The sequence below is a fragment of the Ruegeria sp. HKCCD7221 genome (genome assembly GCF_013031225.1).
In the GTDB taxonomy this organism is placed as follows: Bacteria; Pseudomonadota; Alphaproteobacteria; order Rhodobacterales; family Rhodobacteraceae; genus Ruegeria.
In genome coordinates, this window is record NZ_WPZE01000001.1 from 245503 (window position 1) to 258343 (window position 12841).

At 58.2% G+C, this 12841-nt stretch carries 12 protein-coding genes; 6 read left to right on the forward strand and 6 right to left on the reverse strand.

What is annotated here, in order from left to right:
• Positions 1-314 precede the first annotated feature (314 nt).
• Positions 315-1196 carry a Hint domain-containing protein gene (locus GOX73_RS01240; RefSeq protein WP_171122551.1) on the forward strand — a complete coding sequence of 294 codons (882 nt, stop codon included), beginning with the start codon at positions 315-317 and terminating at the stop codon, positions 1194-1196.
• A 12-nt stretch (positions 1197-1208) separates the two neighbouring features.
• On the opposite strand, the gene GOX73_RS01245 is transcribed toward GOX73_RS01240, so the two are convergent.
• Positions 1209-1835 (reverse strand): J domain-containing protein, encoded by a 627-nt coding sequence (locus GOX73_RS01245; RefSeq protein ID WP_171122553.1) that lies wholly within the window; start codon positions 1833-1835, stop codon positions 1209-1211.
• 107 nt (positions 1836-1942) lie between these two features.
• On the opposite strand from GOX73_RS01245, the gene GOX73_RS01250 reads away from it, so the two are divergent.
• Both GOX73_RS01250 and GOX73_RS20685 read left to right on the forward strand, forming a co-directional pair.
• Positions 1943-2197, forward strand: a complete 255-nt coding sequence (locus GOX73_RS01250) for a BolA family transcriptional regulator (protein WP_171120708.1) — start codon at positions 1943-1945, stop codon at positions 2195-2197.
• Positions 2198-2228: 31 nt separating this feature from the next.
• A complete protein-coding gene (locus GOX73_RS20685; RefSeq protein ID WP_254428668.1) occupies positions 2229-2453 on the forward strand; it encodes a GDCCVxC domain-containing (seleno)protein in 225 nt (74 codons plus the stop codon).
• A gap of 12 nt (positions 2454-2465) precedes the next feature.
• Here the strand turns inward: GOX73_RS20685 and GOX73_RS01255 are convergent, their stop codons facing one another.
• The 5 genes from GOX73_RS01255 to pepN form a co-directional block, all read right to left on the reverse strand.
• Positions 2466-2873 (reverse strand): DUF4177 domain-containing protein, encoded by a 408-nt coding sequence (locus GOX73_RS01255; protein WP_171122555.1) that lies wholly within the window; start codon positions 2871-2873, stop codon positions 2466-2468.
• 158 nt (positions 2874-3031) lie between these two features.
• Positions 3032-4543 carry an Asp-tRNA(Asn)/Glu-tRNA(Gln) amidotransferase subunit GatB gene (gene gatB, locus GOX73_RS01260; RefSeq protein WP_171122557.1) on the reverse strand — a complete coding sequence of 504 codons (1512 nt, stop codon included), beginning with the start codon at positions 4541-4543 and terminating at the stop codon, positions 3032-3034.
• A 71-nt stretch (positions 4544-4614) separates the two neighbouring features.
• Complete coding sequence (locus GOX73_RS01265; protein ID WP_171120715.1) at positions 4615-5871, reverse strand: hypothetical protein; 1257 nt, start codon at positions 5869-5871, stop codon at positions 4615-4617.
• 131 nt (positions 5872-6002) lie between these two features.
• The gene (locus tag GOX73_RS01270; RefSeq protein WP_171122559.1) at positions 6003-6431 is read right to left on the reverse strand and encodes a hypothetical protein; all 429 of its coding nucleotides are present in this window, start codon (positions 6429-6431) and stop codon (positions 6003-6005) included.
• Positions 6428-8980: an aminopeptidase N gene (pepN, locus tag GOX73_RS01275; protein ID WP_171122561.1), complete on the reverse strand. Its 2553-nt coding sequence runs from the start codon at positions 8978-8980 to the stop codon at positions 6428-6430. Before pepN ends, GOX73_RS01270 begins: the two co-directional genes overlap by 4 nt.
• A 204-nt stretch (positions 8981-9184) precedes the next feature.
• On the opposite strand from pepN, the gene GOX73_RS01280 reads away from it, so the two are divergent.
• The 3 genes from GOX73_RS01280 (at position 9185) to GOX73_RS01290 (ending at position 12812) form a co-directional block, all read left to right on the forward strand.
• Entirely contained in the window at positions 9185-11320 is a 2136-nt protein-coding gene (locus tag GOX73_RS01280; RefSeq protein WP_171122563.1) for a malate synthase G, read from the forward strand.
• A gap of 82 nt (positions 11321-11402) precedes the next feature.
• On the forward strand, positions 11403-11828 hold the full coding sequence (locus GOX73_RS01285; RefSeq protein WP_171122564.1) for a heme-binding protein: 426 nt from the start codon (positions 11403-11405) through the stop codon (positions 11826-11828).
• 204 nt (positions 11829-12032) lie between these two features.
• Positions 12033-12812, forward strand: a complete 780-nt coding sequence (locus tag GOX73_RS01290) for a gamma-glutamyl-gamma-aminobutyrate hydrolase family protein (protein WP_171120725.1) — start codon at positions 12033-12035, stop codon at positions 12810-12812.
• Positions 12813-12841 lie beyond the last annotated feature (29 nt).

Consider the following 12841-nt stretch of genomic DNA (forward strand, 5'->3'; position numbering starts at 1 on the left):
CTTTGGGGCTGTGTCGCTTCACCAGCCCAGGGCGAGTTTGACATGTTTCCCAACCATTCATTCTGAGCCGGTCATCGGTCGTCTGTCGGGACGTTTTGGCAATTGTCGGATGGCTCTGCGGCAATCACCCGAATAGTCGCCTGCGCGCCTTTGATTTGCGTTAATTGACAATTAAGGTGATAATACATGGTGTTTTTTGTATGAGTGCAGAGTGTTGGTCATGGGTTCCAAGATCAAAGCCTCTTTTGAGCGCTGCGTCATGTCGGGCGGTTGTCGGACTGTTTTGATACCTTGTAGGGGCAGGGGCGCGGTCCATGCCATTTGACGTACTCCTTCATAATGTCGGGACCACCGGTGGTGGAGACTATATCGTTCGCAACTCGACCCAAACCGCGATCATTGATGGCCAGACAATTTCGTTTGATGGGGGAACGACCTTTCAGCCCTATACCTATCTTGGTCAAGGGAACTATCGGGGCACAGGGGAATCCGGTGAATTTATCCGAGTTGGCGGCAATATCTATGCCTGGGATACCGATGATCCGACTGGCCCAATGCAAACCGGAAATTGGAAGATTGATGAGGGCGATCTCGACCCAACGGACCCGCCATGCTTTGTGGCGGGAACATTAATCGAGACAGATCGGGGTCCACGCCCGGTAGAAGACCTGAAAATTGGGGAATGGGTTCGCGGGGCAGGGGGACAATCTCTACCCATTGTCTGGATCGGTCAGCGAACCCTTACTGCGCAGACCTTGCGTATACAGACAAAGTACCGGCCAGTGCGGATCCAACGGGACGCGTTGGGTGCGGGATTGCCCAACCGGGATCTATATGTGTCACCCCAGCACCGGATCGTTCTCGAGGGGTGGCGGGCCGAATTGCTGTTTGGTGAAGAGAGCGTATTTTGCGCCGCTATTCATCTGGTCAACGGAGATACGGTTCATCAAGTGCAAGCAGATAAGCCGGTGACGTACTATCACATCGCCTGCGAGGAACACGCTATACTGACTTCCCACGGTTTGCACAGCGAAAGCCTGTATCTGGGGGATCGCGCGCTAAAGTCCTTTCAGCGCGAGGACGTCGCCGAATTGCTTGCGTTATTTCCCGAACTGGAAGGTACCAGATCAATGCTAAAAACGCGGCTGCGTTGCCTCAAGCGGGCCGAAGCCAACGCATTGCAAGGTTTGTTTTAGCGATGTGCCGAATTACTTAAAATTCCGGCTGTCCTTGATCTGATCCCAGGCCCAGACGACTTCTTGCAGTTGTTCTTCCTGGGACCGGTCGCCGCCGTTCATATCCGGGTGCAGTACTTTGATCAGTTTTTTGTAAGCCTTACGCACCTCGGCTTTAGTCCAACTGTCGTTGGCTTCGAGAATCTCAATTGCGCGGCGTTCAGTGGGGGGTAGACGGCGGCCACCGCCGCCGGAAGTACGGCCAGGGTTCTTGGTGGCGTTTGCGCCCAGAACCTGATGCGGGTCTTCTATGCCCAAACGCGCCCATGCACGGGCTTCGGGGTCCCCCATGGGCTTAGTCTCGCGCTCCCACACTTTATCCTTGGATCGCTGCGCGTTCAGTTCAGCCTCGGTCGTGCCGTCGAAGAAGTTCCATTTCTGGTTATATTCGCGCACGTGCTGCTGGCAGAACCAGAAGAAATCGTCCAGCACGTCCGGCGCTTTGGGCGCGCGGAATTTGCCCGCCTCTTCACAGCCTTCATGGTCGCAGATTCGCACCGATGTCTCAGACGCGCCCGACATCCCCCGACGCCCGCGCGGGTTCTTTTTCTTGGCGTTGGAGACGGACATATCGAATCCGAAAGGGTCTGATTTCGTCATGCTGTGATCCTTAAGAACGCATCTTCTCGACTCGGAGGCAGCAGTTTAGTCTAAGCAGCCGAAAGTAGAAGAGGGGGGCGGTAAAATTTTTACCGCTAGGCGTAAAAATGACTGTGACCGACGAAATCCGAACCTGCCTGCAAGCTGCCTTTGATCCGCATGAGCTTGAGGTAGTTGACGACAGCGAAAGCCATCGTGGGCATTCGGGGTATCAAGAGGGCGGTGAGAGCCATTTCAACGTCCGTATCCGCGCGGCCGCTTTCAAGGGGCAATCCCGAGTCGCGCGTCACAGGGCTGTGCATAAAGCGCTCGGCGATATCGTGCCACGTATTCACGCGCTGGCGCTGGATATTGGGGAGTAAATGCGCCAACTCGTTTATTGAGGAGGGGGAGATGGAAGACACAGAGACAACCATAATTCTCGAGTCGACTTTGACTTGTCCCGCTTGCGGACATGCCGAAACGGAAACTATGCCAACAGACGCGTGCCAGTGGTTTTACGAATGCAAATCGTGTCGTGAAATCCTGAAGCCGCTGGAAGGTGATTGCTGTGTCTACTGCTCTTACGCGACAGTGCCATGCCCGCCGATTCAGGCGGGGCAGGCGTGCTGCGGATAAGTTCGAACTTGGCTAGGGTTTCTCTTGTTGCTCGGGTGCTTCTGCCCCTTTCAGCGACAGTGGGGGTTCTTTCACCTCTTCGGCAATTGGGGCTGGGGCAACAACGGCCTCGGGTCCGGGTAAGGGCTGCGCCAACGGTACACCCTCGGGCGTTTCGCTTGGGCCACGGGTTGAGACAAAGTTCACTTCAATTTCGCGCCGAAAGACCAAAACATTGCGCCAGTTCACGGTAGAACTGGTCAGGCCCGAACGCTCTTCGCTGGGCAGTAATTCCGCGCGCTGGTATTCCCAGCCGTCCTGACCCATCTGGTTCAGCACCTGTTCAATCGAGACGGCAAACCGGTCTTCGGCGGTCTTGGCCCCTTTCGCTTTGCCGCCTTTTTGCGGGGCGGCGACAACTTTGTATTCGTAGCGCGGCATCGGTTCTTCCTACCTGTTCGTTCCCGGCAATCTAGCATGTTGAGGCTATTGGGAAAGTCATCTTCGCGCAGTCCGCAGCGTGTGTTGCCACGCCACAGCGCAAAAGAAAGGCGGCAGAGGGGATGCCCCTTGCCGCCCTTGCACTAATTTTCGATGACTTAGTCGCCTAGTTTCTTGCTCACCAGCTCGTTCACAGCTTTGGGGTTGGCCTTGCCGCCGGTGGCTTTCATCACCTGACCGACGAACCAGCCCGCTAGTTTCGGGTTCACCTTGGCCTTTTCAACCTGAGCGGGGTTGGCGGCGATGATCTGGTCCAACGCAGCCTCAATCGCGCCGGTATCGGTGACCTGCTTCATGCCGCGCTCTTCCACGATCTGCGCGGGGTCGCCGCCTTCGGTATAGACGATCTCGAACAGGTCCTTGGCGATCTTGCCTGAGATGGCATCCGAGGAAATAAGGTCGATGATCCCGCCCAACTGTGCCGGAGACACGGGGCTATCGGTGATATCGTGGTCTTCTTTTTTCAACCGGCCGAACAGTTCGTTGATCACCCAGTTCGCGGCCAGTTTGCCATTGCGGCCCTTGGCGACTTCTTCGAAATAGGAGGCGCTTTCCACCTCGGCAGTCAGGACCGAGGCGTCGTAATCCGTCAGGCCAAACGCCTCGATAAAGCGCGCTTTCTTGGCGTCGGGCAGCTCGGGCAGTTTGGCGGCGATGTCGTCCACCCACGCCTGCTCGATCTCAAGCGGCAGCAGGTCGGGGTCGGGGAAATAGCGGTAATCATGCGCTTCTTCTTTGGATCGCATCGAGCGTGTCTCGCCCTTGTCCGGGTCGTACAGGCGGGTTTCCTGCTCGACCTCACCACCACCTTCGACAATGGCGATCTGACGGCGGGCTTCAACCTCAATGGCCTGTTGAATAAAGCGCATCGAGTTCATGTTTTTGATTTCGCACCGTGTGCCCAGATGCGAGAAATCCTGTGTTTCCTGATATTTCTCATACGCACCTGGCAAACAGATCGACACGTTGACGTCCGCCCGCAGGTTGCCGTTCTGCATGTTGCCATCACAGGTGCCCAGATACCGCATGATCTGGCGCAGCTTGGCGATATAGGCGGCGGCTTCTTCGGGGCCACGGATATCGGGGCGGCTGACAATCTCCATCAGGCAGACGCCGGTCCGGTTCAGGTCGACAAAGGACATATGCGGGTCCATGTCGTGGATGGATTTACCCGCGTCCTGTTCCATATGGATGCGCTCGATCCGAACCATGCGCGCGGTGCCGTCGCCCATTTCCACCAGCACTTCACCTTCGCCCACGATGGGGTGGTAAAGCTGGGAGATCTGATAGCCCTGCGGCAGGTCGGGGTAGAAGTAGTTCTTGCGGTCAAAGGCCGATTTCAGGTTGATATCCGCCTTAAGGCCCAGCCCGGTGCGCACCGCCTGTTCAACGCAATATTCGTTGATGACCGGCAGCATCCCCGGCATCGCGGCGTCCACAAAGGCCACGTTCGAATTCGGCTCGGCCCCGAATTGGGTCGATGCACCAGAAAACAGCTTGGCGTTGGATGAGACCTGAGCGTGCACCTCCATCCCGATGACCAGTTCCCAATCGTGCTTGGCCCCGGCAATGGTTTTGATTTTGGGCATTTCGTATGTCAGGTCGAGCATGGAGCGCCTCTATTTCCGCAGAAGTCTAAGCCTGCGTATTAGGCGCGCTGCGCCGAAGGAGCAAGGGGGAATCAGTGACCTGACAGGTGCAGACCCGAAGGCGTAAAGGTGACGTCCATGCCGCTGCGCAATTCTTCACGGAACAAATCGCCAATCGCACGCAGGGCATCGCGGTGACCACGCGCCGCAAACCTCTCGGGCGAGTTGATGCGGACCGAGTTGTTGAACCCATTCGCAGCATGCGCCCAGATCAGCGGATGCAGCTCGGTCATGTGGTCACGGATCAGCCAGTTCGCAGCCTCATGAATTTGCGCGCGTACTTCATCGGCTTTTTCGTTCAGGCCAAGCCCGTTCTGAATGGTGATGGCGCAATAAGCGGCCAACATGTTGACGGTTTCCTGATCGGGGCGTTGACGCAGGATGTCACGCAGCCCTTCCAGGAAATATTCCACGTCCAGCCGGGCACATGCCTCTGGGTCAAGGGCAATCGCGTCGAACTGCGCCCAGGTATACCCGCCAGCACCCCAGATTTCGTGTGTCCGTGCGGCGTTGCGAAGGGCCTGAACCTCAAGCTCTTCATAGCTGCCGAACCAACGCGGCAGCAGGTGGGTGCCCATAGCACGCATGTGACGCTGATTGTGCGGGTCCAGAGTAATCAGACGCTCGTATTTGTCGGCCACCCGGATGTTCGACTTACGTTGCCCGGCCAGCAGAGCGCAGTCGGCCGCAGCAACAAGCGGGCTTTCGGGTGCGGCCTCGCGGCATTTCGGAAGGATTGCTGCCGCCCGGTCGAAATGTGCAGCGCAGCGCGATTGGTGCAAGGGCGGCAATTTCGCGTCCACGGAGGTCCCGCGCCATGCCCAGGCCAGATCAATATGTGCAAGTGCAACAACCAGTGCGATCATCGGATCGCCTTCGTGCTCTCGCATTTCGTCTTCCAGTTCGGAAATGCCACACAGCACGTCATAATCAGACAGCGCTTTCCAATCAGAAAGCGCGTGCTCAACCGCCAGAACAACGTCGGCGCGGGCACCAAACGCCAGAAGGTCTGCAATCGGCATACCGTCAGGCGCAGACTCCCGAGCCTCGTCCGCGGCCCGCATTTGCCGCGACAGCTCGGACCAGCGGCCCTGACGCGCCAGATGACGCCCGGCTTCGATCGTCTTGCGACCCACCAGATCCTCGGCCTGAAGCTCTGCTACAGGGATATTCAACTGCCCCTGATCAGGCATTGCCGCAGCGACCTCAGGCGAAAGCGCCAAGTCGGACGGCATCGGCAGAGAAGAAGCCTGTGCGTTGGATGAAGAGGTGCGGAACAACCGGAACATGGTGAAACTCGGAACTGTAAAAACTGGTAACTTAGGAACCAAGCTTCTCTGGAATTTGCATCAAATTCAAGATTTGGGGGGGTATTTGTGTCGTTTTGGTGAACAGTGAGACTTTTTTCCCGGCATTGCCGTCAGAATACACTGAAGTGATGCCGCTCCACTCGGATCCCGGCCCGCTCAAAGATGGACTCAAACTCTGTATGTGGGGGGATCGACTCATCCGGCAGCCGAATTCGTTTTCCCGAGATCGTAATCAACGAAACGCGCACGGAAAAATCCCAGCGGGTGTCAAAGCGGACATAGTCAATTTCCGACAATTTCACCTCGGCTGTTCGATTGCCGGTGAACCAATTCAGCTTGTTCTGATCAAGCGACAGGCCCGCGCTGGTATCCCGTACAACGTCCCAAAGGGCCGGCAGCGATGGAAGCGCCAGCAACCCAATCAGCCACCAGACGGCGTCAAACAGGATCACCAGCGAAATCAACGCCGCATACACAAGGATCAGAATCACGACCGTTCGGGGTGTTCGGTTATGACGTGTATAAGTGAACGGTGTCATGCGCCCAGAATACGCGAGACCATTTCGGTCGTATCACGCGACAAGTCCGCTGTATCGGCAATGCGCCTCAGGTGCGTGCGGATCAGGTCCTGACGGCCCGCGTCATAGCGTTTCCAAGTCTGAAAGGCCGAGCACATCCTTGCGGTGGTTTGCGGGTTGACCGGATCCAGCTTGATCAACCAGTCGGCCAGCAACGCATACCCAGCGCCGTCTTCGCGGTGGAAGCCAGCGTGATTCATCGCCAAAGACCCCATGACCGCGCGGAATCGGTTTGGGTTTTTCCAGTTGAAATCTGGATGCTCAGTCAGTTTGCGTGCTGAATCCGCAGCGGATTCAGGTGCGGCCATCGCGACCTGTAGGCCGAACCATTTGTCCACCACAAGCCGATCGTGCTTCCACTGATCGTAGAAGGCGGTCAATTCAGCCTCGCCTTTGCCAGCGCGCAGTAGGCAGGATAGGGCGGAAAGTTGCAGGGTCATGTTGTCAGCGGTCTCATAGCTGACAGCGGCCTTGGCTCCGCCATCCAATCGCGTGGTCAGCGCCAGTGCCGCCCCACCCAGCGCACGCTTGCCTGATTGATCGGCGTCAGGACTAAAGGGCGCATCAATCATGGTTTCGCTGTGCAGGCGCGGTAGCAAGTCCTGCACGTGTTGCGCCGTGACCTGCCGCAGGGTTTCTACTGCGGTCCAGATCGCCATTGGATCAGGTGTTAAACCGCGTTCGTGCAGAGCTGCCGCCAGTTCCGATTGTGTCGGTAGGCCCAGCATCAGTGCACGATAGGCCGGGTCAAGATCACGATCACGCAGCACGGCCAGCAGCCCGTCAAGATAGTCGGCATCAGGCGACGCGCCGGCTTGGATCATCGCCAACAGAGTGTCTTCGGCCAACGAACGCCCGGCCTGCCAGCGGTTGAACGGGTCCGTGTCATGGGCCAGCAGGAAGGCGCGTTCGGTGTTGCTCTGATCTTGTTCAAGAATGACCGGGGCCGAGAAATCCCGCAGGATCGAAGCCGTCGGTTTGGCGGCCAGCCCTGTGAAGGTAAAGCTCTGGCTGGCCTCTGTCAGTTCCAGCACCTCGGTCGCGCGGACCTCATCCCCGTTGGGGCTCAGCAGGCCCAAGGCCACCGGGATCACCTGCGGCAGTTTCTCATCCTGCCCCGGGGTCGGTTCGGTGCGTTGCGAAAGGGTCAAAGTATAGGTGCCGTCTGCCCAATCCTCGGCCACGGTCACGCGGGGGGTGCCGGATTGGCTGTACCAGCGTTTGAACTGTGACAGATCACGGCCCGTCGTATCCTCGAACACTTTGATCCAGTCTTCGATGGTGCAGGCCTGACCGTCGTGACGATCAAAATACATGTCCAGCGCCTTCGTGTACGCCTTATCCCCGACCAGCCGTTTTAGCATCCCGATGACTTCGGCGCCTTTCTCGTAGACGGTGGCGGTGTAGAAGTTGTTGATTTCCTGAAAGCTTTCGGGCCGAACCGGATGGGACAAAGGCCCGTTATCCTCGGGGAATTGCCGCGCGCGCAGGTCGATGGCATCGTGGATACGTTTCACCGGGGCCGAGCGCATGTCGGACGTGAACTGCGCATCGCGGAACACGGTCAGCCCCTCTTTCAAACACAGCTGAAACCAGTCGCGGCAGGTGATGCGGTTGCCGGTCCAATTGTGGAAATACTCATGGGCAATGATCGCCTCGATCCGTTCGAAATTCATGTCAGTTGAGGTCTCGGGGCTGGCCAGAACGGCGGAAGAGTTGAAGATGTTCAGCCCCTTGTTCTCCATCGCGCCCATGTTGAAATCGTCGACGGCCACGATGTTGAACACGTCCAGATCGTATTCGCGGCCATAGACGTCTTCATCCCATTTCATAGATTTTTTCAGCGCTTCCATACCAAAAGCGCATTTACCTTCGTCGCCGGGACGCACCCAGAGGTTCAGTTCGACGTCCCGGCCCGACATGGTGGTGAATCGGCCGGGATGCGCGGTCAGATCGCCCGCGACGAGCGCGAACAAATAGGCGGGTTTAGGCCATGGGTCGGTCCATTCGGCCCAGCCTTCGCCTTTGCCGCTTGGGTTGCCGTTGGACAGCAACACCGGAAGATCGCCGTTGATGCGCACGGTAAAGGTGGACATCACATCGGGACGGTCGGGGTAGTAGGTGATCTTGCGGAACCCTTCGGCCTCGCACTGGGTGCAGTACATGCCGTTCGACATATACAGCCCCTCAAGCGCGGTGTTGTTGCCGGGGTCGATCTCAACCTCAGCCTCCCAAACAAAGGGTGCATCGGGGGCAGGGGCGGTCAGACCCTTGTCGGTCACCTCGGGCGTGACATCGATGCCGTCAATGGACGCGCGGATCAGGGTCAGGTCTTCGCCGTGCAAAAAGAATGTGCGGTCCGTCGCCTCAGGGTTGGGGCGGAACGCAATGCGCGAGGTGACGCGGGTGGCGTGTGCGGCCAGATCAAAGGTCAGATGCACGCTATCCAAGATGTAGCCGAACGGCGTGTAGTCTTTCAGGTAGATCGTTTGGGGGGCAGCGTCGCGCATCGGGACCTCGCATCATTTGATAACTGGCGCGACGTTATGGTCTGAGGCGATGGGCTGCAACAGCGGCTTCATTGCCTTCTCGTATTTGAAGCAGCTTCGTGCAACGCCGAAGGGTTTAAATGTGACGTCGAAAGTTGCCTATCGGAAACAATCGTCCTAAATGCAGGCTGCATACAATGGCGCACAATGGCGGAGAGACACCAAATGAGCAGCAGACAGGCACGCAGCGGACTTCAGGTCGATACGGTTCTGGCCGAATTCATCGAGGGCAAGGCCCTGCCAAGAACCGGTGTATCCGCCGATACGTTCTGGGATGGTCTGTCGCGGATGGTAGCCGAGTTGGGACCGAAAAACCGTGCCTTTCTTGCCAAACGAGAAGAGCTTCAGGGCCGGATCGACGCATGGCACGTGGACCGCAAAGGTCAGGATCATGACGCCGACGCCTATCAAGCCTTCTTGCGTGAGATCGGTTATCTGGTCGAAGAAGGCGAAGAATTTCAAATCAAAACCGCCAATGTCGACCCTGAGATTGCCACCGTTCCCGGCCCGCAACTGGTTGTGCCAATCACCAATGCCCGCTTTGCGCTGAACGCCGCCAATGCACGTTGGGGCAGCCTGTACGATGCGCTGTATGGAACCGACGCGATGGGTGATCTGCCCGCCGCTGGAGGGTATGACGAAGCGCGCGGCGCCCGTGTGATTGCCTGGGCCAAAAGCTTTTTGGATGATGCTGTGCCGCTGACCGCAGGGTCGTGGGCCGATGTGTCCGATCTGCGCGTCGAAGGCGGTGCGCTGGTACCCGCGCTGGCCGACGCTTCGGCATTTGTTGGCTTTGGCGGTGAGGCTGAGAAGCCCGATTTCGTACTGCTGAAGAATAACGGGCTGCATGTGAAAATCGTCGTCGATGCCTCTAGTAATATTGGCGCGGCTGATCCGGCTGGAATTGCTGACGTTCATCTGGAATCGGCGCTGTCCACAATTATGGACTGCGAGGACTCGGTCGCCTGTGTGGATGCCGAGGACAAGGTCGTGGCCTATGGCAACTGGCTGGGTCTGATGAAGGGTGATCTGGCCGAAGAGGTAACCAAGGGCGGCACCACCTTCACTCGGAAGCTGGCTGATGACCTGACCTATACCACCGCAGGCGGCGAACAGGCCGTGTTGAAAGGCCGCTCGCTGATGCTGATCCGCAATGTGGGCCACCTGATGACCAATCCGGCCGTTCTGGACGGTGATGGCAATGAGATTGGCGAGGGCCTGATGGACGCGCTCTGCACCACGCTGATTGCGATGCATGACCTGCAGCGTGAGGGCGGAAACTCGGTCAAGGGGTCGGTCTATGTGGTCAAGCCAAAGATGCACGGCCCCGCCGAAGTGGCCTTTGCGGTTGAGATTTTCGATATGGTTGAAGACATCCTTGGTCTGCCGCGCAACACCGTGAAATTGGGCATCATGGATGAAGAGCGCCGCACCTCGGCCAACCTGCGGGAATGTATCCGCGCTGCGAAGTCGCGCGTGGCCTTTATTAATACCGGTTTTCTGGACCGCACGGGGGATGAGATTCACACCTCGATCGAGGCGGGGCCGATGCTGCCCAAGGGCGATATGAAGGCAACGCCGTGGATCGTGTCTTATGAGGATCGCAATGTCGATATCGGTCTGGCCTGTGGTCTGAAGGGCAAGGCGCAGATCGGCAAAGGCATGTGGGCGATGCCCGACCGGATGGGGGACATGTTGGATCAGAAGATCGGCCACCCGAAATCCGGCGCAACCTGCGCTTGGGTGCCGTCACCGACCGCCGCAACCCTGCACGCCACGCATTACCATAAGGTCGACGTTCTGGCCCGTCAGGATGAGCTTGCCGCCGGAGGAGCGCGCGGCACGCTGGATGATCTGCTGACGGTTCCGCTGTTGGGCGGGCGTAACCTAAGCGATGATGAAATTACGCGTGAGGTCGAGAACAACGCACAGGGCATTCTTGGTTATGTGGTGCGCTGGGTCGATCAGGGTGTGGGCTGTTCGAAAGTGCCGGACATCAACGATATCGGCCTGATGGAAGACCGCGCGACTTGCCGGATTTCATCGCAGGCGCTGGCCAACTGGCTGCATCATGATGTGGTCAGCGAGGAGCAGGTGATGGCCGCGATGCAGAAGATGGCCGCCGTGGTGGATCGTCAGAATGAGGGCGACCCAAGCTACCGCCCGATGGCGCCCGGCTTTGATGGCGTGGCGTTCCAGGCGGCTTGTGATCTTGTCTTTAAGGGACGCGTGCAACCGTCGGGTTACACTGAGCCGGTTCTGCACGCCCGCCGTTTGGAGCTGAAAGCCAGCTTGGGTTGAGTGGATAGGATGGGAACGAGGGGGCTGTCTGCCCCCTCGCGCTCCCCCGAGGATATTTTTAGCCAGATGAAAGGGATCAGGGATGGTTGTTACATTGCGTAAGGCGCGCGCCATTGTGCGCAAGGCTTTTGAAAAGGGCCGTGAGTTGGAATTAAAACCGCTTTCGGTTGTAGTTCTGGATGCCGGCGGGCATGTGATTGCGTTTGAACGCGAAGATGGTGCCGCGCCAGGCCGCTTTGCGATTGCGCAGGGCAAGGCCTATGGCTCGGTCATGCTGGGCATGGCGGGCACGGCGCAGATGGCGCGGGCCGAGGCGCAGGCTTATTTCATGGCCGCCGTGAACGGAGTGTATGGCGGGCAGGTCGTCCCGGTTCCGGGCGGCGTGTTGCTGCGCGATAAGAAGGGCGCTGTGATTGGGGCTGTCGGCGTGACCGGCGATACCTCGGACAATGATGCGGTTGCGGCGATGGCTGGGATTGAGGCTGCTGGTCTGGTCGGCGAAGTCTAATTGGTTGAAATATTCCGCGAGCAGCAGATGCTCTTTGATCTGCGGAATTCGCGGAACGACGCCAAAATGGGCAAGTGCCGTCACAGGTGCCCTAATGTGCAGGGGTGAACATGTACTTGCGCTGATACACAGGGGGTGTGCTATTGCACGCTTTTGACCCTGCGGATAGCTTTCGTGAAACGCGCAACAGATTAGGAAAGCGGAATGTCTCGGCCCGTCGTCGGTATCATCGGCAACTCTTACCTTATGAACGATGAATACCCGACCCATGCGGGCGGGACGATGAATTCTGAAGCCGTGGCGAACGTATCGGGCTGTCTGCCGCTGCTGATCCCGGCTGATCCGCGTTATGTCTCGGTCGAGGAATTGCTTGAGGTGTGCGACGGCTTTCTACTGACGGGTGGTCGGCCCAACGTTCACCCGGAAGAATACGGTGAGCCCGAGACCGAAGCGCATGGTGAATTTGACCGTGCGCGTGACGCGATCACCCTGCCGCTGGTGCGGGCCTGCGTCGAGCGAGGGCAGCCGTTCTTTGGTATCTGCAGAGGGTTCCAAGAGGTCAACGTCGCAATGGGCGGGACGTTGTATCCGGAAATCCGTGAGCTGCCGGGTCGGATGAACCACCGTATGCCGCCCGATGGAACGCTGGAAGAGAAATTCGCGCTGCGCCATATCGTGACCCTGTCCGAAGGTGGTGTGTTCCATCGGCTCATGGGCGCTTGTGAGGTGATGACAAACACGTTGCATGGGCAGGGTATCAAAACCGTGGGACATAGGATTGTGATCGAAGGCCATGCGCCGGATGGGACGCCAGAGGCGATCTATGTAAAGGATGCGCCGGGCTTCACCCTGTCGGTTCAATGGCACCCGGAATGGGATGCTGAAAACGATCCCGTGTCGCGACCGTTGTTCAAAGCGTTCGGAGCAGCCGTTCATGCTTGGTCTGAAGGGTCCGGCGCGAGGCTCATCCAGCAGAGCGCGTAATTCGTGCGCCGGTCCGGGAGGGAAGAACC